The 24765-nt window shown below is 54.6% G+C and carries 16 protein-coding genes; 11 read left to right on the top strand and 5 right to left on the bottom strand.

All coding sequences use genetic code 11. The features are described from left to right. From VMT62_05725 to VMT62_05715, 3 genes are all read left to right on the top strand, one after another. Window positions 1–657 (top strand): PDZ domain-containing protein (locus tag VMT62_05725; GenBank protein HVN95907.1); only part of this gene is annotated, 657 nt, incomplete at its 5' end. A 76-nt stretch (window positions 658–733) separates the two neighbouring features. Next, the gene (glgP, locus tag VMT62_05720) at window positions 734–3277 is read left to right on the top strand and encodes an alpha-glucan family phosphorylase (protein HVN95906.1); all 2544 of its coding nucleotides are present in this window, start codon (window positions 734–736) and stop codon (window positions 3275–3277) included. A 119-nt stretch (window positions 3278–3396) separates the two neighbouring features. Beyond that, window positions 3397–3864 (top strand): universal stress protein, encoded by a 468-nt coding sequence (locus tag VMT62_05715; protein ID HVN95905.1) that lies wholly within the window; start codon window positions 3397–3399, stop codon window positions 3862–3864. A gap of 76 nt (window positions 3865–3940) precedes the next feature. On the opposite strand, the gene VMT62_05710 is transcribed toward VMT62_05715, so the two are convergent. The 5 genes from VMT62_05710 to pal form a co-directional block, all read right to left on the bottom strand. Next, window positions 3941–4567 (bottom strand): hypothetical protein, encoded by a 627-nt coding sequence (locus VMT62_05710; GenBank protein HVN95904.1) that lies wholly within the window; start codon window positions 4565–4567, stop codon window positions 3941–3943. 25 nt (window positions 4568–4592) lie between these two features. After that, window positions 4593–4961: a hypothetical protein gene (locus VMT62_05705; protein HVN95903.1), complete on the bottom strand. Its 369-nt coding sequence runs from the start codon at window positions 4959–4961 to the stop codon at window positions 4593–4595. A gap of 120 nt (window positions 4962–5081) precedes the next feature. Continuing rightward, window positions 5082–10868 carry a CheR family methyltransferase gene (locus tag VMT62_05700; GenBank protein ID HVN95902.1) on the bottom strand — a complete coding sequence of 1929 codons (5787 nt, stop codon included), beginning with the start codon at window positions 10866–10868 and terminating at the stop codon, window positions 5082–5084. 144 nt (window positions 10869–11012) lie between these two features. Continuing rightward, the gene (locus tag VMT62_05695; GenBank protein ID HVN95901.1) at window positions 11013–12569 is read right to left on the bottom strand and encodes an AAA family ATPase; all 1557 of its coding nucleotides are present in this window, start codon (window positions 12567–12569) and stop codon (window positions 11013–11015) included. Window positions 12570–13069: 500 nt separating this feature from the next. After that, complete coding sequence (pal, locus tag VMT62_05690; GenBank protein ID HVN95900.1) at window positions 13070–13603, bottom strand: peptidoglycan-associated lipoprotein Pal; 534 nt, start codon at window positions 13601–13603, stop codon at window positions 13070–13072. 534 nt (window positions 13604–14137) lie between these two features. Between pal and VMT62_05685 the strand changes: the two genes are divergently transcribed. From VMT62_05685 to VMT62_05650, 8 genes are all read left to right on the top strand, one after another. Further along, entirely contained in the window at window positions 14138–16456 is a 2319-nt protein-coding gene (locus VMT62_05685; protein ID HVN95899.1) for a cbb3-type cytochrome c oxidase subunit I, read from the top strand. Between the two features lie 85 nt (window positions 16457–16541). Further along, window positions 16542–17720 (top strand): hypothetical protein, encoded by a 1179-nt coding sequence (locus tag VMT62_05680; GenBank protein HVN95898.1) that lies wholly within the window; start codon window positions 16542–16544, stop codon window positions 17718–17720. Between the two features lie 136 nt (window positions 17721–17856). Beyond that, window positions 17857–18042, top strand: coding sequence for a hypothetical protein (locus tag VMT62_05675; protein HVN95897.1), 186 nt, complete (start codon window positions 17857–17859; stop codon window positions 18040–18042). 121 nt (window positions 18043–18163) lie between these two features. Further along, complete coding sequence (locus VMT62_05670; GenBank protein HVN95896.1) at window positions 18164–21136, top strand: molybdopterin-dependent oxidoreductase; 2973 nt, start codon at window positions 18164–18166, stop codon at window positions 21134–21136. Next, entirely contained in the window at window positions 21136–22470 is a 1335-nt protein-coding gene (gene nrfD / locus VMT62_05665) for an NrfD/PsrC family molybdoenzyme membrane anchor subunit (protein ID HVN95895.1), read from the top strand. The genes VMT62_05670 and nrfD (VMT62_05665) overlap by 1 nt, the downstream gene beginning before the upstream one ends. Further along, complete coding sequence (locus VMT62_05660; protein HVN95894.1) at window positions 22460–22972, top strand: quinol:electron acceptor oxidoreductase subunit ActD; 513 nt, start codon at window positions 22460–22462, stop codon at window positions 22970–22972. The genes nrfD (VMT62_05665) and VMT62_05660 overlap by 11 nt, the downstream gene beginning before the upstream one ends. Continuing rightward, entirely contained in the window at window positions 22959–24206 is a 1248-nt protein-coding gene (nrfD, locus tag VMT62_05655; protein ID HVN95893.1) for an NrfD/PsrC family molybdoenzyme membrane anchor subunit, read from the top strand. The genes VMT62_05660 and nrfD (VMT62_05655) overlap by 14 nt, the downstream gene beginning before the upstream one ends. After that, window positions 24203–24760: a cytochrome c3 family protein gene (locus VMT62_05650; GenBank protein ID HVN95892.1), complete on the top strand. Its 558-nt coding sequence runs from the start codon at window positions 24203–24205 to the stop codon at window positions 24758–24760. The genes nrfD (VMT62_05655) and VMT62_05650 overlap by 4 nt, the downstream gene beginning before the upstream one ends. Window positions 24761–24765: the final 5 nt, after the last annotated feature.

Here is a 24765-nt window from a genome sequence, read left to right as displayed (position 1 = left end):
GCTGTGAGCGTGGCAAACGGACTACTCGCCCACGGCAAGGTGGAGCGGGGCTCGCTCGGGATAAGTATCCAGGACATGACCGAGGATGCGGCAAAGTCTGTCCATGCACAAACGGCGACCGGAGCGTTGATCGTGGACGTGGTCAAAGGAGGGCCGGCGGACAAAGCGGGTTTGAAAAAGAATGACGTGGTCATCGGTTATGGGGATAAACAGATCCCCGATTCGGCTACCCTTCGGAACGATGTGGCCGAAACGCACGCCGGAGAGCAGGTGAAACTTACCATTATCCGGAATGGCCAGAAGATGGAGATAACGGCGACCATCGGCAGCACGGCAGAGACCGAAGCCACTCTTGCCGCCACGGTAAAACAACGGATCGGAGCCGAGGTGCGTCTACCCACGCCCAAAGAGATTGAACGGTACGGGCTCAACCAGGGCCAGGGGGTGGTGATCTTACGGCTTGATGCAAAAGGACCTTTGGCCGAAGCGGGGTTTGAGGTGAAAGACATGATCCTCTCCGTTGACGGACAGTCCGTGGACGGGATCGATGGCTTCAACAGCCTGGTCGGCGCTCTGCCTCAAGGAAAGCGGATCTCCTTTACCGCGCTTGACCACCGGAGGGGCAACACGGGAAACATCTTTGTGGTGATACGATAGGGCAAAGAGGGGAGATGCCCGATTCTTCCATCCCGGTTAGTCCCCAATGCTTGCCGGGGTAAACGGAGCGCAGGTTGTGGCTACAGTAGGCAGAGTCTTAAACCCGATATACACGTTTTTTCCAGCCGAGATCGAGGGATTTGACGCCCTTGCGGAACTGGCCCTGGACATGCACTGGTACTGGAACCATTCTGCGGATGAACTCTGGAGTGAGCTTGATCCTGCACTTTGGGAGCTCACTTATAATCCGTGGGTGATCCTGCAGACCGCGTCCAGAGATCGCCTGCAGCAGGCCCTGTCGGACCCTGCTTTTCGCGAGAGGCTCAATAATCTCCTTGAGAAAAGACGCGAGGAGATGGAGTCTGCCGGCTGGTTTCAGAAGGAGTATCCCAAAAACAGACTCACGCACGTGGCCTATTTCAGCATGGAATTCATGCTCAACGAGGCCCTACCCATTTACTCGGGCGGATTAGGCAATGTGGCCGGAGACCAGCTCAAAACCGCGAGTGACCTGGGTGTTCCCGTGGTCGGCGTGGGACTCCTCTACCAGCAGGGCTATTTTCGACAGATAATAGATAAAGATGGCGTGCAGCAGGAGCTCTTTCCCTACAACGACCCGGGGCAGCTTCCGATCATGCCGCTCAGGGAACCTAATGGAGAATGGCTGAGGCTTGAGCTCACCCTGCCAGGATACTCAGTCTGGCTCAGGGGATGGCAGGTCCAGGTCGGCCGAACCAAACTCTATCTGCTCGACAGCAACGATCCGGCGAACCTTCCCGACCGCAGGGGCATAACGAGCGAGCTTTACGGGGGCGGGCCGGAACTCAGACTCAAGCAAGCCCTGGTGCTGGGGATAGGCGGGTGGCGTCTTCTTAACGCGCTCGGCATACGGCCGGAGGTGTGCCATCTCAATGAGGGCCATGCAGCCTTTGCGGTTCTGGAGCGGGCGCGCGCCTTCATGGAGGAGACGGGGCAATCCTTCGAGGTTTCGCTCGCGGCCACGCGGGCGGGAAATCTCTTTACGACACATACGCCCGTGAATGCAGGTTTTGACCGGTTTGCCCCTTCGATCATCGAGCCCTACCTTGCGAGGTACGCCGATAAGAGGCTCGGCATCCCTCTGCGTGACCTCATGGCGCTCGGTCGCAAGAACCCGGATGACGCTTCAGAGCCCTTCAACATGGCCTATCTGGCTATGCGGGGAAGCGGTGCCGTGAATGGGGTGAGCCGTCTCCACGGACAGGTGAGCCGTAAGATATTCCAGCCACTCTTTGCCCGCTGGCCGGAACAGGAAGTGCCTGTGGGACACGTGACAAACGGGGTCCACATGACGAGTTGGGAATCCGAAGAGACGGATGCGCTTTGGACCGCTTCGTGTGGAAGCGACCGCTGGCTTGGGACCCTCAAAACATTGGGCGAGGATATGCGTACTGTTTCGGATGAGAGGCTGTGGGAGTGCCGCTCGTCGGCCAGACAGTCGCTCGTAGAGTACGTACGGCGGCGCTTATCCAGACAATTGGAAGCCGCCGGCGCCGCATCCGATGAGGTCGAGCATGCCAGCCGTATTTTTGACCCTGATACCTTGACGCTTGGTTTCGCGCGCCGGTTCACCACCTACAAACGGCCCAACCTGCTCCTTTTCGATGAAGAAAGGCTTGTCCGCCTGCTCACCGATCTTGAGCGACCGGTCCAGTTGATCGTAGCCGGCAAAGCCCATCCGGCCGATCATGCGGGACGAGCGCTCGTTGAGCAATGGACCCACTTCGTCCGGCGAAGCGATGCTCGGAAACAGGCCATCTTCTTAAGCGACTACGACATGCTCCTGACAGGACAACTGGTGCAGGGTATCGACGTGTGGATCAACACGCCAAAGCGCCCATGGGAGGCCTGCGGCACAAGCGGTATGAAGGTATTGGTTAACGGGGGGTTAAACCTCTCCGAACTTGACGGATGGTGGGAGGAGGCTTACACGCCGGAGGTGGGCTGGGCTTTGGGAGACGGAGGCGACCACAGGGACGATCCTTCCTGGGACGCGCGCGAGGCGGCGTGGCTTTACGACATACTCGAGAACCAGGTAGTCGCCGAGTTCTATGACCGGAATTCGGCGGGTATTCCTGTGGCGTGGGTGAGCCGTATACGGGAGAGCATGTCCCGGCTCACGCCGCGCTTCTCAGCAAACCGGACCGTCCGTGAGTACGTAGACAGGTATTACATCCCTGCTTCAGAGAACTATCGAAAACGGGCGGCTGACAACGGCCGCGCGGCGGTAGAGCTGACCAATTGGCGCCACGATCTGGAGAAGGGTTGGCCGCAGATACGCTTTGGAGATGTGCGCGTAACGAGCGCCGGGGGCGTTCACCGGTTTGAGGTTCAGATCTACCTTGGCTGCCTCGATCCCGAGATGGTGCGCGTGGAGCTCTACGCCGATGGCGCGAGCCGTGAGGGACCCATCCGCCATGAACTTTCGCGTACAGAGAGACTTGCCCTGGCGGACAGCTATCTCTATAGCGGAGAGATCCCCTCAACCCGTGCTGCTCAAGATTTTACCGCGCGGATCATACCCGGCTTCCATTCAGCATCGGTGCCGCTCGAAGCGGCGCCTATTCTGTGGCAGCGGTGACTATAATGAGTGAATGAGACCCGATACACGAGACGCTCTGGGGCGGGTGCCCGCGCAACAGGCGTTCAAAGCTGATTTGACGTGAAGGAAGCGCCATATTCGACGAGGAGGAGATTGTCATGCACGAAATCAAAAGGATTCTTGTAGTGAGCACATCGACGAGCACGTGTAAAAAGGCCATTCATTACGGCGTGGATCTGGCCAAACAGCTTGGTGCAAAGCTCTATGTATATCACTCAGATTACGACCCCTTCGTGCTCGAAGGGTGGGGGGTGCCCATACCGTCACTCAAAACGATTCGCGAAGATTATATGCGTCAGCTGCAGGTAGATCGAAAGGTGTTGAACGGCATAGTGGATGAAGAGAAGACCCCGGACATGGAAGTAGAAATTGTGGTCAGTGCAGAGCCCTTAATCAAAGAGGTCCCGAAAATAGTCCATGAACAGAAGATAGATCTCGTAATCATGGCGGCTTTCAGAGAAGGACGCCTGGAACATTTTATGTTCAGTTCCAGTCTGCATGACCTGGTGCGGACCATGCCCTGCTCGATCCTGCTCGTGAAAGATCGTCATGCATGGGAAGAGTAAAGAGATTGCTTCGAGTTGAAAAATCCGTATCAACAGCTGCGCCCATCTCAAAGCGTGAGTTTTGCCTGCTTCCTCTTTAACGCACCGGCGAGGGTGTTGATGGCGGCGGTCCTGAAGGCAGGGTTTCCTCTCTTGACCTTGCAGGCATCCGCACCATATGTTCCGGTACCCACGCACCGTCTACATATTGACCCGGCACTGTGACCCACGGACCTGACGCCCTCTCAGGTGGAGGGGGCGCGTAGAGCTCAGCCGGACGGCGAATCACACCGGGAATCTCGTTGCCCTTGGCGTACATGCATTGTGCGTAGGCTATGTTATACCGTCTTTGAAGCTGTGACTCGGTAATGTAGGCAGCATTGCTCCCCATGGCCGTGCCACCGAGAAGACCGATCCCGGCACCCACGGCTGCACCGCCACCGGCATGGCCCGAAGCGGATCCCATGGCTGCACCCAAACCGGCACCCACGGCAGTCCCGACCGCGGCCCCGGTAGCGAGATTCTGATTGGCCCTCTGACTTGGCGAGACCCCCCCGATCTGGCCACTCGCCCATTGTCTGCAGGCGGTGTCATCGGTCATGAACACCTCGAAGGGCTTGTCTCTACCCGGCACCACCATGACGGTTGGGCCCGTGGGCACTGTAGCGCAACCGGTGAGAAGAACAAGGATGGACAACAATAAGAGACTCTGACGCCATTTCATTTTATAATACCCTCCCTTGTCGTTTTTAAGGTGGCGGGGTCGGAAGCACCCTCATCCATCCGCCCGGGCAACTCGTCACGTACGGATAATAACCCTCGGGGTTCAAACAGAAGTACCAGTAAGAAGGCTCTTCCGGTTCGATATACACCGGCGGGGGCAGGCTATCAACGTACGGGTCTCCGTAATAATAGTAATAGTCGTAAGGATAATAATACGGGTAATACCAGTAGGGATCGTAGTAGAAGAACCCGAAGCCGTGCGGCCCCCCGAAGTGGCCTCCGTGGAAGTGGCCTCTCCCGTCAAATCCGGCGTGACGCTGCGCGTCGACAGTGGTCAAGAACACACCGAGCACAAGAAAGATACCGAGAATGACGATGACGAAGATCCACTTCACCCGCTCTTTTCCCTGTCCGGAACATAACCCTCAGACAGGCCTGTGTCAATATGGGCTTACACGAATAAAATAGATGGAGACAGGCCTCTCATACAATGAGTTCGGATGTCATTCCGAAGCTCAGAGGTCGAGGACGCGACGTACGATCGAGGCGAATTGCGTCCTGTCGACAGGTTTCAGGAGAAGCTCTTTTATCCCTGCCGCCTTGACTGCTTCCGGCGTAACGGATTCGCTGTGGCCCGTTGAGAGAATGACCGGAATTTCAGGGCGTATTTTGAGAAGCTCCCCGGCAAGCTGCATGCCCGTCATGCCGGGCATGGTCTGGTCGGTGATGATAAGGTCAAATCGGGACGGGTCAGCCGTAAAGATCTTCAAAGCCTCCACGCTGTCGGTGACGGATGTTACGTCGTAACCGAGCTTCGCGAGCGCGGCTCGGCCCCACTGCGCGAGCAGCTCCTCATCATCGATGAAAAGAATCCGTTCTTTTCCTCTCGGGCTCGCTTCAGCCACTTGCTGCTCGGGCGCTGCGCGGGACGCTGCCTTGGGCAGGATCACGCGAAAGATGGAGCCTGCTCCAGGCTCACTCTCTGCCGCGATATATCCGTCCAGGTCTTTCACGATCCCGTACACTACGGCAAGCCCCATACCCGTACCTTTGCCCACCTCCCGCGTGGTAAAAAAGGGTTCGAAGATCCGCTTCATGACCTCCGGTGCTATACCGACTCCCGTGTCCTTTACGGCGAGCTGAATGTACTCTCCAGGTTCCATATCCGGATAGGCCACCGGGGGGTCTGACCGGAAATCGATGTCATTGAGACTGATCTCTACGGTCCCCCCCTTGTCCTGCATAGCAAGGGAGGCATTGGTGACGAGGTTCATAAGGATTTGCTGTATTTCTACCGGGGAGGCGAATACGTTATCTGAGCTTGCGGTGGTTTTGACTTTTATCTCGATAGTGCTCGGAATAGAGGCCCTCAAAAGCTGCACCGTTTCTTTCAGGATTGAGGCAACAGAGATCAACCCCCTTATGTGTTCGGCCTTGCGAGAAAAGGCAAGGATTTGCTTCACCAGTTCTTTTCCCCGGTGAGCCGATTTGAGCACGTAGCGAAGATTTTTCGTCACGTCCGGGTTGTCTATCGTGTCGTCTACCGCCATCTCCGCAAATCCCATAATGGCGGCAAGGATGTTGTTGAAGTCATGGGCGATCCCTCCGGCGAGGGTTCCTATGGCCTCCATTTTGTTGGCCTGTCGAAGCTGTTCCTCGGTTCTCTTGCGCTCCTCCACTTCGGTCCGCAGCGATTCATATGCCTCGCTTAGCTCAAAGGTCCTCTCCTCCACCCGGATTTCAAGCTCCTCTGCCTTTTCCCGGGCCGATTTGAGTAGACGAATCCGCTCCATGGCTGTTGCCACCAGATCTGCCACGGTCTTCATGAGCGACAGTTCATCTTCCGTGAAGGTGAGTCGCGATTTGGTACCGAACGAGAGCGTCCCTATGACGCGTCCTTGAGCGAACAGGGGATGACAGGCGTAGGCTTTGATGCCGAAGGAACGGACAAGATCGGTCCTTATGTCCGGCGTGGTGGGGATATGCTCGGCAACGATCCGGCAGGCATCGCGCGCCGCGCATCCGCACACAGCAACGCCGAAATCGAGGAACAATATCTGTTGAGCAGTCTCGTGGGGGATACCAGCATAAGCATTGAGCCGAAGGCAGTTTCTCACATCGTCGACGAGGAAGTTGAAGAAGGCCTGGCAGTCAAGGTGCTTAAGAACTTTGTCACAGAGGGCCTCGACGAGTCGTTGAGGCTCTTCGCTTATGAGAAGCTGGCTCGCGGTTGTCGATATGATGTCCAGACGTTCCATGTTCCTTCTGAGCGCATGTTCAACCCGCTCGCGCTCGGTGATATCGTGGGCCACATGTACGGAGCCGACCATATTATCCTGGCCGTCATAAATCGGGGTTGTGGTCACTTCGAAATCGCCTCCGAGCCGGGCTTCGTGAACCTGTTCCATGTGCTCGCAAGAATCCTTGAGGGTCTTCACGTGGGGACAGAACTCGGGGGGCCAGGACAGACCGTGAACAGCCTCGTAACAGTATAGGCCCAGGCACTGCTCGGCTTTCACTCCGAGACGTTTGGCCATGGCCTCGTTCACCTGCACGATCCGATGGTTGTTATCGAGGATCGCGATCAGGTCCGGCACCGCGTCGAATGTTCGTTCCCAGGTCTCCTTTGCGTTGGTGAGATCAAGCTCAGTTTGTATGCGGAGCCGCTCCTGTTCAATGGCATCGAGCGCGTATGAGATGTCAGAGCTTAAGGATTCGAGCAGACGGACCTGCTCTTGATCGAAGGCATTCGATTCTGATGCGTAAATTGTGAACGCACCCACGGCTTTATTCTGTCGGCGCAAAGGAAATGCAGCCGAGGCGCGAAGCCCGTACCGTGAGGCCGCTTCATGCCAGGGCGAAACGGCAGGGTTGGTCGCAAAATCGTCATTGATCACCGCCCTGTTTTCCCGTATACAGGTGCCGGTAGGGCCCTTGCCAAGCCTGCCGCTTACCTCGACTTTGATTTCTTTCAGATAGTCGCTTGCGGGACCGCAAAAAGCCGCTGAAACTACCCGTTGTTTCTCCACCATGCCAACCCAGACTAAAGGAAAGCCGCCCTCGTCAGCGAGGATACGGCAGACTTCGCGAAACAACGTCTCTTCGTCGCGAGTTCTCACGATGGTCTCATTTACCCTGCTCAAGACCGCGTAGAGCCTGGTGAAACTGGCAACCTGGTTCTCGGCCAGCTTTCGTTTTGTAATGTCGCGCGCATAGATACGCGCCACTTCAAATTCAGGGACAAGCTGGATCGTCTCATCAAGAACTCTGTCCTTGACAGAGACTTCGCGGCCGACTACGAGAGGACTCTTGCGGTCCCAATCACTGAGTATGATGTGTAGATCGTCAGGCAGAAGTGTCCGGTAATCCCTGGTGGCGATGCTGAGTTTATCGAGAAGGGCGTAGGTGCCGGGATTGGCGAAGATCAACTGACCGGACAAATCGACTTCCACGATCGGGTTGGGGTTAAGCTCAGGGAAGGAGGCAAGGCGACGTCTTTCAGCCTCAGCCCTCCTGCGCTCCGTGATATCGCGAAACAAGATCGCCATGGTCTCTGGACCCGGATAGGCGTGGACCTCGATCACTTTATCGGAGATCATGGAGCTCGCCTCAAAATGAACGGCCTCACCGCTTTCCATGGCGCGCGCATACTCGGTCTCAAAGGCGGTGTCTCGCGTCTCAGGGAATACATCGAACAACAGACGACCCACGATCTGGTCTCGCGTTTTGTCGAAATGTTTGAGGGCCGCTTCGTTGGCATGGATGATCCGCCAGGTGCGGTCCATGGCAAAAAATCCATCGGCAATGGTATCCACGATTACCGCGAGACGACGCCGGGAATCCGCGAGCTCTTCTTGAACCGCCTTCATCTCCGTCACATCCGTATAGGCGACAACCACCCCTTCAATGCGATTGTCCGTGGTGCGATACGGGAGGGTGGTACGAATGTACCAGGTCTGGCCGAGTTTGAACTCCTTCTTTATGGCGCTCAAACTGTGAAGGACCGATCGGGCATCGGCAGTGAGATCGGGACCCAGGCTATCACGTGACATATCCACGATGGGGCGTCCGACGTCACCCGGTATCAACGTAATGAGGCGCGACATGGCAGGGGTAAACCGTTTCACCCTGAATTTCTGGTCGAGAAAGATCGTCGGTATATTCGTGCTCGTAAAGAAATTGCTCAGATCGTCGTTCGTCTCCTCTTGTTCCTCAATTTTGGTCTGGAGCTGGGCGTTGACCGTCGTTAGCTCTTCGTTGAGAGACTGGAGCTCTTCCCGGGAGGTTTCAAGCTCTTCGTTGGCTGCCTGAAGCTCCTCGTTCGAGGATTCAAGCTCTTCATTCAAGCTTCTTAGTTGCTCGATATGGCTCTGGAGATCATCCCGCGTAGCGGCAAGCTCGTTCTCCAATTGACGTACTGCGGTTTCTTCAATCACTTCTGCTTCGGGGACCAGGACCTCTGTTTCCCCAGGCGGCCCCGCTTTTTCCCTGAAAGTCACGAGAAAGAGATTGTCCCGCAATTTTGAGACGCGGATGGCGACCTTTTTTTTACGCCCATCACCGTCCGTCACAGTCGTGCGGACGTTCACCGGTTTTGTTTCCTCGCCTACCCGATAAATAGCTCCCCGTAATCTGTTACGCAGTTTCTGGGGGAGAAGCTCCAGGAAATTCTGAGTCGGCGTACCTCGGGGCTGGTGCAGGTACCGGTTTGTGGGGCCATTGTGGTAGAGAATCTCGTGGTTCTGGTTGATTGCGAGCGCTGCGGGCGCGTGTTCCTCAAGGAGCGCCTCCTGGACGAATTGTGTGATGGACCGCCGGTCCTCTGCCACAGGTTTCTGCCTGGATGACGTTCCCGTGCGCTCTGCAAACGGCATGGACAGGGGTATTCTCGGTCGCGTCCTTGTCTCCGCCCTGCGATAGATGCGGCATTTTTTGTGAGCAAGCGAGGTAAAGAGAGGGGTGTTTCTCCCTGGAGATTCTGCGTTACCGAGAAAGAGAAACCCGCCGTTCTTCAAGGCATAGTGAAAGAGCGTAAAACACTTTTCCTGAGCATCCGGCTCAAGATATATCAGAAGGTTGCGGCAGATTACGAGGTCCAGACGAGAAAAGGGCGGATCGGTAAGCACGTCCTGTTTGGCGAAAACCACGAACTGTCGTATCTCTTTGTTTACGGTGAAGGAAAGCTTGTCGTCTTGAGCCGCGAAGAACTTATGGATGTACTCCGGCGGAAGATCAGCGGATATGGTGGGCGGATATATGGCCTCGCGGGCTCGCTCAAGAGCCCGATCGTTTACATCCGTTGCGAAGACCTGTATGTCTCGCTTCTTTCCAGCGCTATCGAGCTCATATTTCAGCATCATGGCGATGGAATAGGCCTCTTCTCCTGTGGCGCAAGCGGCGGTCCAGACTCTGATGGGCGAATCATCTTCCTGAGCAACGAGTTTTCTCGTTACTTCCAGGTGGAGGGCTTTCCAGGCCAGCCGATCCCTGAAAAAGGAGGTTACCCCTATCATCAGGTCCTGTGCGAGTTGATGAGCCTCCCGATCCTTTCCGGCAAGAAACTCCAGATACTCATTAACGGTCGATATACCATGGAGATACATCCGTCTCCTGACCCTTCGGGCCACGACACCCTTCTTATAGTGGTTAAATCGATACCCTGTCTTTTCATCAATCAGACGAAAAAGACCATCGAAGTTTGCGGGCGCCATAAACTGGTCCGGCGCCGTCAAGATCATGCCGGAATCATAAAACTTCACTATTTCCCTCGCCATATCGTCCGGCGAGAACACCCCGTCCACCTCGCCGGTATCTATGGCGGCGAGCGGCATATCCGGATACTCAGCCCCGGCGGGGTCCTGGACAAAGACAGTGCCCCCGGCGCTGTGCACCGCGCGAACTCCACGGGCGCCATCAGTGCCTGCCCCGGAAAAGATGGCCGCAATGGTGCGTTGAGAGGCGTCCTGGGACAGGGCAATGAGAAATTCGTCGATGGCAAGGTGCACATGGGGTCTTAATCGTGAGGACACCCGAAGCACTCCCTTTTCGATTTTGATTTCCTGTTTGGGACCGGAGAGATAGAGTCTACCCGCCTTTACTTCAAGGCCATCCGTTATCTCCTCAATGGTCAGGTGTTTCATTCGGGACTTAAGCAGTTCCGGGAGAAGGTTCTTGTGTTTCGGCGAGAGGTGCTGCATGAAAACCACGGCAAAGTTAAACTGCCTGGGCAGGGCCGCCAAAAAAAGTTCAAGAGCGGAAAGACCGCCCGCTGAAGCACCTATAGCCACGATGGGACAAGGCAAATCCAGAGTCCCGGATTTCGGTTTTGTTGTCGACCTAATGGGGTTCCTCCAACAGCAGGTTCATCAAAACAGAGCAATTTATACTACTAAAATATCCGGTGAATTGCAAAATCTCCCGGCACACGCGTCTTAAGCTCTTCCGCGTTACAGGAATTCCTTGAGCGCCGATACGATATCATGGACGGCGTGATCCGTATTGATCTTAAGAACCCTGTAAGATGGCAACTCCTCAGGGTCTTCACGGTGTTCCAACTGATGGTCGAGTACGCCGAGGTGGGCATCCGACGGGTCAGTTCCCTCGTAAATCCGCTGGGTGATTCTTTTCCTCAGTGTCTTCTCATCGGCAAAGCAGTGAACAAAAAAGGGGTTGAGACCGCGCTTACGGCAGTGATAGTAAAAATCCCTGCGATGGTTCGCCGTGAGGTAGGTGGCGTCGACCACTACCTTCTGTCCGGAACCCGCATGCTCCAATGTTTTTTCAAGAAGGATGCCATAAAATTTGTCGGTCAATTCCGGCGCATAGATGCCCTTACCGTAGTCTTCGTACATGTGAACGCTACTTTCAAGGCCCGCCAGCTGTTTTCTCACCTCATCGGATTTGAGAACAATGGCGTGCGATGAAAAATCTCTGGCTATTGTCGATTTACCTGACCCTGACAGGCCCATGAATACAATGGGATTAAAATGCTTGTTTCCGTCGGCCACATAATAGTCGGCGAGCCGGAAATAATCATTGGCTGCCTTCAGGGCCTCCTCCCTTTCTTTCCCTTGAGCGAGTCCTGCTGCCCTGAACCCCTCCACCTTGCCGCGCACCACGGCCCGGTAAACCTTGTAGAAGGTGAGAAGATTCCGGTGGAATTCATCCTTTTGCCGCGAGAAGTAGGCGGCAAGAAGGCGTGATGAGAGGTCGAACCTGCCTCTATATTCGAGATCCATAAACAGAAACGCCACGTCTAAAAGCACGTCGATCACGCGAAAGGCGTCATTGAATTCGATGCAGTCAAAGATGATGGGCGGTTGCTCGAGACATATGTGCTGACAGTGCAGGTCGCCATGACCGTCGCGCACGTGCAAAGACCTCTTTCTCGCCGAAAATAGCCCCCCATCGCTCTCGAGAAATGCCCGCGTGTATTCCATGAGCCTCTCAAGAAGGGGCGCATCGATAGTAAGACCCAAGTAAGGCTTAATCTGTTCGAAGTTCTGCGAGGTGGCGTGAGTGATCGTTTCATACGTGCCGTACCTCTTGCCTCGGTAAGGGGAGGAGCTCTTATGGAAATCGGCGAGGGTGGCACCAACGCGTTCCATCTCGCCGTAGAGCGGCCTGCCATCGCTTACGAGCTTAAAAAGAAGACAATCCATGGAAATCCTTTTCATCTTTATCGCATATTCCACGATATGAGCCGCGCGATGAGGCGCGAAAGAGTAACCGTGCTCTGTTCGGTAGATGGGAAGGACCGAGAGGTAGATATCTTTTGCGAGTCGGGCATTCAAGGCTATCTCGCGTTTACAGAAGAAACGCCGTTTCTTAAGCGATGAAAAATCAACGAACCCCAGGCTGACCGGCTTCTTTATCTTGTACGCAAAGTCATCACAGACAAAGACATGGGATATATGTGTCTCCACGTGATCGATTAACGCCACTCTTTCAGGATAGTTCTCCGGCTGAGACAAAAAATCGACCACACCAGGATCATGTTCCATAGCGAGTACCCGCAAAATTCTCCCCCGGTTAGCTTCGATTCGGCAACAGGCACCTAGAATTTAGTCACCGAGCCCCCGTTTATCAAGGCTCCTGTCACTTGACAGGAAATACGGCCATCACCACAGCGTAGCACCCGGCATTCGACAGTTACTCGGCTTTTCAGGATGAAGGGGGCCATGAAACAGAGCTCCACGTAATCCTGCAAAAGAACCTGGTGAAGAAAGTGGTAATCTACGGCTTGCCACGGACTATTCTGTGAAGTACACCACGCTCGACGGTTCGAAAAAAGGCTACCTGTTCATCGTGATCGAGGGCTTAAGAGAGGGGCATCACGCGGGAAACTACCCTCTCGGCCTTGGGTGAGATGCAAAGGCCCGGGCCCTCGTGTTAAACGAACTCGATATAGAAAGAATAAAATCCCTTTCAAACTTTGAGAACTTTAGGGCTTTCTTTGCCCATCGTTCCCTTCAACATTCCGTCCGGTTTTGGGTCGTTCTGCTCAGTCGGCGGGCACAAAGTGTGCGCGTCTATTTTTTGCCCAGCAGTCCTCATTGTGTTCCTGGCAGAGCGGTTTCTCTTTTCCGTAGCTTATGGTGGTGAGCAACTTGGCGTCGACCCCGAGATTAGACAGGAAGTCCTTGGTGGAGTCAGCCCTTCTTTGCCCCAAGGCAAGGTTATATTCCACGGTTCCCCGCTCATCGCAATTGCCCTCAATCCTGACCTTTTTGCCCGCATTTGCGTTAAACCAGCCCACGTCCCCTTTCAAAATGTCGGCGTCCATGGGACGGATATTGGATTTGTCGAAATCGAAATTGATGTCCTTTAACATGACAGATGGAGCCGAGGCCACAGCAGCCGGGGCGGCAGCCGCGACAGGCATCTCCGGCTTGGCCTCGGGCGTGACTGTTTGCGCCATGGGGGCAGGCGGCGCCTGCGTCTCACCCCTCATCTGCTGTTGAAAGCACCCGCATCCCGCAAGAAACAAACCCATCACAGCAAATACCACGAATACACGTACCGTTGTTTTCATCATTGCGCCCTCCTCCTTATGACATTTTTCAAGCAATAATCACACGCCTCGGGTAACATCCCTTACAAAGCATAAGACCTGTCAACCGTTTTGTGAAGTAAAGTGAAGTGTTTTTATATGCGCGTGCCCCTTGACAGAATGCATCGGCGATGATGAATACACATATGTATTCTGCTTAAATCGCTGCTCCGAGGTGACCTTATGGCGCATTACAATCTGTGTTCAAATCCGGCGTGCAATTATTCGAGAAGTGTCTCTACAAAGGAGACGCACACACCGGGATACTGCCCCAAATGCGGAAATGACGTGTGGTATACGTGTCCTCATTGCAGACAGCGCACCTTCGAGTTGAGGAACCAGAAGTATTTCACCAAATGCCGTAAAGAGATCAAACCTCCACCCGCATCCCCGGGCCGTAAAGGCAAATGAGCTGCCCGCAGCAGCCCCGGGCGTACCGGTAGCCCCGGGCGGTCTTTATGACTTCGAGACAAATGAATTCGGCTGTCAACCTACTGCGGCGAAGCGAGAGAGGTATTTATGAACTCGTCAGAACAAGCTGAGACGCTGTCTCTCTGGTGGCGGCGTTCGGTCGTCTTTATAGTCGTAGCCTGTTTTGCCGTTCTCCTCTGGGTGGCGTTTAGGGCTTACTCGGATGCACCACCCGTACCGCTCAAGGTTATCGATACTTCCGGCAATACACTGTTTAGCGGCAATGATATTATGTCGGGACAGGAAGTGTTTCTCAAGCACGGACTCATGGAAAATGGTAGCATCTGGGGGCATGGGGCCTATATTGGCCCCGATTTCTCGGCGGAATATCTTCATACATTGGCGATGGATACGACTGGCCTGTTGGCGCACCAATATTTCCAAAGAGATGCCCCGGGGCTCAACGAATCACAGAAAACCATGGTACAAGCCTTGGTGCACGACGTCCTAAAGGAGAACCGGTACGATCCGGCAAGGCGGATACTCGTTTTCAGCGCGCCGGAGGCTTTCTCTTACGAACATCAGCAAGGAAAGTGGAAAGCCTATTTTGCAGAATCTGTGGGGAATAGAGGTCTATTACCCAAGGCCATATCGGACAGCAAAGATGTTAAGGAGCTAACGGCTTTTTTTGCCTGGGCCGCCTGGGCATCTGCGGCCAATCGTCCAGGTAAATCATACTCATACACAAACAATTTCCCATACGATCCCGTGGCAGGAAACAACCCCGACGCCAACACCTTTCTCTGGAGTGCGTTGAGCCTTATTGCGTTGCTCGCGGGTACCGCGGCGGTGCTCTTTTCCTTCGGAAAGTTCGGCTATCTCGGATGGAAGGGCAAGGGAGAACATGTTCACCCCGGGATGCTCTCGGGGATCATGAACCAAGCGCAGAAGGCAACTATCAAGTATTTCGTAGCGGCTACGTTGCTCTTTCTTGCGCAGACACTTGTGGGCGGCGCCACGGCTCATTTCCGCGCTGACCCATCAAGCTTTTACGGTTTAAACCTCGCGTATTATCTTCCAAGTAACATCCTGCGTACCTGGCATCTGCAGCTCGCGGTTTTTTGGATAGTCACGGCCTGGATTGGGGGTGGGCTTTTTCTTGCCTCTTCGCTGGGAGAGAGGGAAACCAAATCACAGAGGATCATGATTCATGTGTTGTTTCTTGTTCTTATCGTGATCGTCCTGGGCAGTCTTCTTGGGGAGATGTTCGGCGTGAGGCAGCTACTTGGTGAAGCCTGGTTCTGGCTCGGACATCAAGGGTGGGAGTATCTCGAACTCGGAAGGGCATGGCAATTTTTGCTCGCCGTCGGATTGCTCATCTGGTGGATTCTCGTTTACAGGATCATCCGTAGCGCCTTTAATGATCCGGCAAAGAGCGAGATCGCAAAGCTTTTTCTTATGGCCGCGCTCACTATCCCGCTCTTCTACGTACCGGCCATGTTCTTCACAGGCAAAACCAATTTTACGGTTGTGGATAACTGGCGATTTTGGATCATTCACCTTTGGGTAGAGGGATTCTTCGAGCTTTTTGCAACGGTCATGGTGGCTGTGCTTTTCTATCGGTTGGACATGGTTTCCCGCCAGACCGCCACCAGGATCATCTACCTTGACGCGATCCTGTTTCTGGGAAGCGGCATTATCGGTACTGGACACCACTGGTACTGGACGGGTCAGTCACAGACGAACATGGCCCTGTCAGCCATATTTTCGGCTATGGAAGTGGTACCGCTTACCCTGCTTACGCTTGACGCGTGGGATTTCATTAGGCTGGGCCATGGAAAGTGTGACGTTTGTGGGAAAGAGCTTATTGTGCCACACAGGTGGACGTTTCTCTTTCTCATAGCGGTTGGTTTTTGGAATTTCGTGGGGGCTGGGATCTTTGGTTTCCTTATAAACCTTCCCATCGTCAGCTATTTCGAAGCTGGAACCAATCTTACCCCCAACCACGGACACGCCGCGCTCATGGGTGTGTTTGGCATGCTCGGCGTGGCTTACATTGTATTCGGTCTGAGACAGACTTCGACGGAAAGACAATGGGCTGATATTGAGAAATATGTCAGGGTTTCGTTCTTCGGTTTGAATGTGGGTCTTGCCCTAATGGTTGCCCTGAGTCTTTTTCCTTCGGGAGTTATGCAGTTTGTGGACGTATTGAATAACGGATACTGGCATGCACGGAATCCTGCTTTTCTGAATGTGCCCGCGATGCACCTCCTCGAATGGCTGAGGTTACCGGCGGATCTGATCTTTATTGGCCTGGGAGTTATTCCGCTCGTCATCGCAGCGCTTCGTACCTTTGTGCGGAAGGATATACAGACGACGCTGGTCGCAGGTGACCGTTTTGCCCCCCGTGAAGTCGGGGGTCCTTAAGGGGTGTGACTTCCGAGACGTTCGAGAAGATTGAGGTGTGTGACAAATCCCCGGGTATGCCTGGGATCAGACCGGTGAAACATACATGCTGGAAAGCGACGCACTACCTCAGGTCCGTGACATAATGATTGATTTTGCGCGGTTCACGGGCTTGTTTCCGGCCCGTAAGCAACCTACGCGCTATCTCTGGACGGATGCCTTTGCCCTTTGCAACTTCCTGGAGCTTCACGGAAGGACTGAGGACCAGCTTTACGGTAAGCTTGCGAGAGATCTCGTAGACCAGGTACACGCGGTGCTCGGCCGTCATCGCCCGGATGATCGAAAAAAAGGCTGGTTGAGCGGCCTTGCCGAAGCTAAGGGCAGGCTGCATCCCACGGCAGGAGGCCTACGGATCGGAAAGAAGCTCAGGGAACGAGCACCTGATGAGCCGTTTGATGACGAGGCGGAATGGGATAGGGACGGGCAGTACTTTCACTATCTGACAAAATGGATGCACGCATTGAATAGGTGCGCTGCGGTGTTGAAAGATGCGAAATTCAACGCCTGGGCCATTGAACTTGCGAAAGGGATACACAACTCCTTCGTCTATACGAGCCGCGGTTCGCCTCATGAAAAGCGCATGTACTGGAAGATGAGCACGGACCTCACGTATCCGCTCGTTTCATCCATGGGACACCATGACCCTCTCGATGGATACGTTACATACCGATGTCTCGACGCGACCCGCTTAAGACACACGGGCGGAGGCGGGGTTTTGAATCTTGCCGGGGAACTAAGAGACATGGCTGAAATGTGCCGTAAGAGAAGCTGGCTCACGGATGATCCACTCGGTATCGGGGGCTTGCTCACGGACTCGTACAGGCTCGCCCAATTGATCGTAAGCGGCGTTTCGAACGACCAGCACCTTCTTTTGAGCGTACTATCGGATGCCCTGACGGGCATTCAGTCCTCTCACAAAAGGGGTTTGCTCAAGGCGCCTCTCGAGTACCGTCTCGCATTTCGTGAACTGGGCCTCTCGATCGGGCTTAAGGCGCTTTTCAAACTGGACGATCTCACGAGGGAAAAGAAGCGTCTCTTCGACGGGCAAAAAGTTATCTACCGGAACATTAAGGCGTTGATAGATTATATGCCTCTCGTCGACGAAATTGAAACGTTCTGGCTTAATGCAGCAAACCAGGAATCTGCCATCTGGACGGAGCACCGTGATATCAATATGGCGATGCTCGCCACGAGTCTCGCCCCGGATGCCTATCTTACAGTCTGAGGGGCGCGGGTTACTGGGTACCTTGAGAGGCTCACGCTTTGAAGGACTTTGTGGTATTGACTAAGCGCATCTCCTGTCACATAGTATTGAAAGACCTAAAGAAAAGGCCAATAACAATCAAAAGGAAGGTAAAGATATGAAGGGACCGCTACAGGAGAAAGAAATCAGGGCATATCAACTCAAGAACAAGACGCTCGTTTGTCCCGTGTGCGCCACGGATGAAGAAAGGGAGGAAGCCGGGCCTAACCAGCTCATCACCGAAGATACGATCCACGATGATAACCCTATGTTCTGCACCCGATGCAAGAAAAAGATTAAATAGGCATGACTGATGGGGGTAGACCGGCCGATGTTGCTTTCTCAAGCATCGGCCCTGTCTTTCACTCGGGATTCGCTGTATAAAATAGGTCAATCTTCGAAAAATTGAATAATGTGAGGGTAGAGTGGACCTATCGCGTCGTCTGTTCCTGAAGGCTGCAGGGCTCCTTGGCTTAAGCGCCTCTCTGGGGAGTTGTTCAGATGCTACACGCACGCTCATACCGTTCATCACGGATCCGGAGGATATCGTTCCCGGCGAGGCAAGCTGGTACGCCACAACCTGCAGAGAATGCCCGGCCGGATGCGGGATGCTTGCTAAGAATTGTGACGGCAGGGTCATTAAAGTGGAGGGGAACCCCCTCAACCCGGTCAATACCGGCAAACTCTGCGCAAGAGGTCAGGCATCGGTTCAGGGCATCTATAATCCGGACCGCCTCCGGCAACCCTCAAAAAGAGCTGTGAGCGGCGCACTCACGCCGATCACGTGGTCTCAAGCGGAAAATAGAGTCACGCACGCGCTATCTCAATTGCCACCAGGAATGGGCGGACAGCGCGTGGCCTTTATCAGCGATCTGACAACGGGAGTGGAGCGGGAGATAATCCGTGGTTTTCTATCCGCCGTAGGATCGGAAGGACACATCACGTATGAGCCCCTGGCGTACGAGGCCTTAAGGCAGGCCAACCAGGCGATCTTCGGCATCGATGCCATACCGTCATATAACCTGGACGCGGCCGATTTTCTCATTTCCTTTGGCGCAAATTTTCTCGAAACATGGGTCTCGAACGTGCGTTATGCCCGTCAGTTTGCCCGGTTTCGTGAGCTCTCGAGAGGGGTCAGGCATCCTTTCCTGTATGTGGGCCCACGCCTTTCCATGACCGCCGCCAATGCCGACCACTGGATAGCCGTGCCACCGGGAGAGCAGTCCACGGTTGCTTTAGGCCTCATCCGGATGCTTCTTGAGAAGGGCTATGCCCCCGGCCTTGATGGTAACGATCGGGAAAGCATGAAGTCGGCTGTGTCAGGATTTACCACTCAGGTGGTGGCAGAACGCGCGGGCGTGAGCGAAGAAACGCTGAAAATGATCTCAGCCGCCTTTATGAGAGCCAGGCGCCCCCTTGCACTTGCCGAAGGTTTGGGTTATGAGGATGCCTACGCCTTCGAGACTGCGAAGGCTGTGAACATCCTCTGCAGGCTCGCTCCCCCACGGGCCGGAACCATCGACTTCTCCGTTATATCCTCGCTTTCCCGAATGAGCCGAGCGAGAGAGATGAAGGAGTTCGTGGGTAGGATGAGTGCCCGTGAGATCGACGTTTTATTTATTCTCCGGGCGAACCCGGTCTATAATTTGCCCGATCAATGGGGATTTTCCGAGGCATTAAAGTCTGTGCCGCTTGTTGTCAGCCTTTCGAGTTTTCCCGATGAGACAAATTCACTCGCCCACCTGATCATGCCGATCCACACGTTCCTTGAATCTTGGGGTGACTATTCTCCGTGGACGGGCATGCGTGGGTTGCTGCAGCCCGTAATGGGCTCTGTGTTCGACACGCGGACCCCAGGCGATATTCTTCTGTCCATCGGGCGTGCGCTGAAAGGTGCGGCTGCGTTTCCCCACAAGGACACGTTTGAGGCGCTTCGCAGCTCCTTCAAGGTTCAAGAAAAGACCGGGGAGCAAGGCGGGGATACACACGAAGCGTGCCAGCAAGCCTTAAGAAGGGGAGGCCTGTGGAAAGAAGGCAGAGGCTCATCAAGCGCCGCCCGCTTGCCGTCGCTCAAAGACCGGTTCTCTGCTACTGATGAAGGGCGTACCCGCGTCCGAGGGGCCATCTGTCTTGTTTCTTACCCCACCGTGCAGTTCTTCGATGGACGCATGGGAAACCGACCATTCTTGCAGGAGTTGCCCGACCCCGTCACGGCCGTTACCTGGGACGGATGGGTAGAAGTTCATCCTGAGACTGCGAAAAGGCTCGGTGTAAACAGAGGAGACATGCTCACCTTACGCAGTGCTTCTCACTCAATCGAGGCGCCGGCATTTGTTTGGCCGGGGATTATGCCCGACACGCTCGCCATGCCCATAGGATGCGGCCAAAGGAGTTTCGGCCGATTCGCATCGAGCGACACGGGAAACGCCATACGCATCTTACAGGCGACCCTCGATGAGGCAGGAGGGGTTCAAAGGCCGTGCCTTCACGTGGAGGTGGCAAGGACAGGCAAATCCGTTGCATTCGCGCATACGGACGGCGCCTCCTGGCAGTATGAGCGCAACATCGCAAGATCGCTGACATGGCATGAATTCGTCTCGAGCCCGCGGCACAAACCCGATGTGGTGCTTCCTCTGTCAAAGGGTTTCGTGGCGGAGCGCGATTTCTATCCCGCTCACAAGCATGATGGATACCGGTGGTGCATGGCCGTGGACCTTGACAGGTGCATAGGCTGCGGCGCCTGTGTGGTAGCCTGCTATGCAGAAAACAACGTGGCGGTTGTAGGAAGAAAACAGGTGATCAAGGGCAGGGAAATGGCGTGGCTTCACATACAACGATACTTCGACAAATCGGAACCTTTGGTCCGCTTTCTCCCTATGCTCTGCCAGCACTGCGACGAGGCCCCCTGCGAGGCGGTCTGTCCTGTCTTTGCGCCAAATCACAGCTTAGAGGGGATCAACAACCAGGTCTATAATCGATGCATCGGAACACGCTTCTGCAGCCAGAACTGCCCGTACAAGGTGCGTCGGTTTAACTGGTTCACCTTCACCCACGACCCGCCGCTGGAGTGGCAGCTTAACCCCGACGTAACGGCAAGGACAAAGGGCGTCATGGAGAAGTGTTCCTTCTGCATCCAACGTATCAACGAGGCACGAATCCGGGCGAGACGCGAGGATAGACGAATACGGGACGGCGAAATCTCCCCCGCGTGTGTACAGACCTGCCCTGCGGATGCGTTGATTTTTGGAAATCTCATGGACCCGGCAAGCCGGGTTGCGCGCGCGGTTCGGGAATCGAGGGCCTATCAGGTGCTTGGTGAACTGAATACCAAGCCCGGCGTGATATATCTGAAGAAGATACGTCTTAAGATGCTGCAGGATACGGTGGGAGGCGTCTAGTGGAGAGACTCGCCTTTCACGAGGTAGACCGGAAGATTCTTAACACGCTCGCACCTGCCGGGCGGACTTACTGGGTGATAGTCGGTCTTCTGTTACTGGGGGTGATCTACGGCTATTTCGTCGTATGGCCCTACCAGATACTTACAGGCATGGGTGTTGCCGGATATAGGCCGCCGGTGCTCTGGGGGGCTTATCTCGTAGACTTTGTTTTCTGGATCGGAATCGCCCATTCCGGCACACTCATATCGGCCATCCTTTTTCTGTTTCGTGCGCGCTTTCGTACAAGCATTTCGAGAAGCGCAGAGGCGATGACAATCTTTGCGGTGCTCATCGCATCCCTGTTTCCCCTCATACACCTTGGTCGCTTCTGGGTCTTCTATTGGATCATTCCATATCCGAATCAGCGCACGCTCTGGCCAGACTTCCAATCGCCGCTCATCTTTGACTTTCTTGCCGTTTCAACCTACATGACGGCAAGCCTCTTGTTCTGGTACACGGGGCTTGTCCCCGACCTTGCGACCGCCCGCGATCGGATGACGGGCATTCGAAAGAAGATCTACGGCTTATTCTCGCTTGGCTGGTCGGGCACAGACCGGCAATGGCACCATTACGGTATGTCCTATCTTCTCCTTGCAGCGCTCTGCACGCCGCTTGTCATCTCGGTACACAGTGTGGTCTCCTGGGACTTTGCGCTCGCCATTATACCGGGCTATCACAGTACGATCTTTCCGCCCTATTTTGTGGCCGGGGCCATCCACTCGGGCCTTGCCATGGTGCTCTCCCTTCTCATACCCCTTCGGCGTTTCTTTCATCTGGAGTCGGTGATTACGATCGACACGCTTGAGAAGGTGGCAAAGACCTCGATCCTCATGGGCCTCATTGTGGCCTACGCCTACGTAGTTGAGCCTTTTGTCGCGTGGTACAGCGGCAACGTCTTCGAGCGACAGACTTTTCTTTTCAGGGCGATCGGTTACTACGCACCGCTCTTTTGGATCATGGCAGGCTGCAACGCCGTCGCCCCCCTGTTTTTCTTCATAAAGAGGGTGCGGACGAGCCCTGCCTGGCTTTTTGCCATCTCCATACTGATAAATATCGGCATGTGGCTCGAGCGTTTCGTGATCATCTGCGGTTCCATGGCGAGAGACTATCTGCCGTTTGCGTGGGGGAACTACTGGCCGAACTGGGTGGATTGGTCCATTACTTTTGGGTCATTCTGTCTATTCTTCTTTCTGTTCTTACTCTTCGTCAAATTCCTGCCGTCGATCGCCATAACCGAACTTAAGGCAGAGGCGGGCGCCCCAATCCGTCCGAAGGAGGACTATCATGGCGCATAGGGAGGGGCTTTTGGGCCTGTTTACCTACGTTGACGATTTCCTTTTCGCCCTTCGGGGTCTTACCTCGGGTGCGAGAAAGATCGAAACGGTCTTTTCTCCCCTCTATATCCCGGAGATAGATGAGATACTGGCAAAGAGGCCGAGTAGAGCTCGTTTGATTACTCTTTTGGGTGGGATCGGAGGTGGTCTCGGGCTATTGGGTCTCGCGATATATGCCCATCTTTCATTTAGCCTTATTACGAGCGGGAAACCGGTTCTACCCTGGGTGCCCTGGGTCATCGTCTGCTTTGAAGGAACTATCCTCGGAGGCGTGCTTGCGAGTGTCGCGGCCTGGATCTTTTTGGGACGCCTGCCGAGGCGTGCCACGGCCAGCGGATACGACCCGGTTTTTTCTCAGGACCGCTTCGGGGTGCTTGTTGCGTGCTCTCGGAGCGAACAGGAAGAGATACGGAAACTGCTTAAGGAATCCGGTGCAGGAGAGGTGCGCAATGTTGCCTGGTAGCGTGGCGGGTAAGAGGAGATTCAAGGGGTCACATCTTACGAACCTCGCGCTCGCGATTCTGGTTCTTACCGGGGTGGTCTCTTTCGTTGCGGGTGTCCTTGGAAAAAACCCGCTCAGGGCCTGGCAGGCTTACCTGGTGAATTTCCTTTTCTGGACAGGCCTGTCCTGCGGTGCTCTCGTATTTGTGGCTGTACTCAATATAGTGGGCGCGCGGTGGGGACGCCCGCTCAAAAGGTTTGCCGAGGCCTTCGGCGCATTTCTACCCGTGGCCTTTGTTCTCTTCTGGATACTCTATTTCGGCAGGATGGAGCTTTTTCCCTGGATCAAACAGCCCGTGCCCGATAGGGCCGTCTGGCTCAACGTACCGTTTCTGTTTGCCCGCGACGGGGGAGGTCTCCTCCTTCTTACGGTAATCGCACTGACTATGATCTTCTTTTCCGTGAAAGGCGATTCCGAGTGGAGCGCATCTCAAGCGAATTCGCGGGACGCGACCGGCGAGGACAAGAGCTCCAGTCCATGGCTCGCGAGCTGGAGGAAACAGAAAACCTTATCGCCCATCCTCGTAATCGCATACACATTTGTCCTGACGCTTATCGGATTCGATCTGATCATGGCCCTTGATGCGCACTGGTATTCCACCCTTCTCGGGGGATATTTCCTGGTGGGTTCATTCTACGCGGGCGTTGCCGCACTCTACCTGATTGCACTTGTTATGCAACGAACCTTAAGACCGAATGATTACCAGGGCGAAAGACATTTCCATGACCTGGGAAAGCTCACCCTCGCATTCTGCCTGTTTACGGGATACTTGTTCTACGCCCAGTTCCTCACCATATGGTACGGAAACCTGCCGGCGGAGACGCGTTACGTGATCCTCAGGGTTAAGCTTACCCCCTGGGAGCCGCTCGCCTGGGTCGTCCTGTTCATGATATTTTTGATACCGTTTTTCGTGCTTTTGAGCAGAAGAATAAAGCTGAAAAGAGTGCCTATGATTCTGCTTTGCCTTATGATCCTCACGGGTATGTGGCTCGAAAAACTCATACTCGTGGCCCCTTCCCTCTGGCGACAGAATGAATTCCCTCTCGGGTTCACAGAAATACTCATCACTGCTGGATACTTCGGCGCCTCTGGACTTTGTTTCAAATGTTTCTTGAGCCGGGTGCCGCTTATGCCTGTGTCGGACCCTCTCTTCAGAGAAATGATCGAATTAAGACAACAGAGGTTGGAGCCATGAAGAAAGCCGAGACCAGGCGAGAGCCTGAAGAAAACCGTAAGAAACGGGCATTATCTACGGGCTACCTCTGGCTCGTTCCGCTCGCGGTCCTCTTCGGCCTCACGCTCTATCTGTATTTCTCTTACGGGAGGCGTATCGGAGACGCCCAGCCGGTCTCCTTCAGTCATCGGGTACACGCAGGCGTGAAAGGTATAAACTGTCGCTTCTGCCACCCGAATGTGGAGCGGTCTCAACACGCGGGTCTTCCTGCCGTGGAGAAATGTTTTTTCTGCCACAAGTATATAATTCCCAATCATCCTGAGATCAAGCGGGAAGAACAGTATTTTCGTTCGGGCACGCCAACTCCCTGGAAGCAGGTCTTCTGGGTACCTGATTTCGTGTTTTTTAACCATGTCCCCCATCTCAAATGGGGTAAACTTGATTGTATGGACTGTCACGGCGACGTGAAGAGCATGGATCGGCTGCAAAAGGTTGACTTTAAGATGGGTTTCTGCCTCGCCTGCCATCGGAAAAAGAACGCGCAACACGATTGCTGGCTTGCATGTCACAGATGAGGGAG

This window comes from Syntrophorhabdaceae bacterium (assembly GCA_035541755.1).
Taxonomy (GTDB): Bacteria; Desulfobacterota; Syntrophorhabdia; order Syntrophorhabdales; family Syntrophorhabdaceae; genus PNOF01.
Note: the sequence above shows the minus strand (reverse complement) of the source record. Positions and strands in the feature narration are given on the sequence as shown.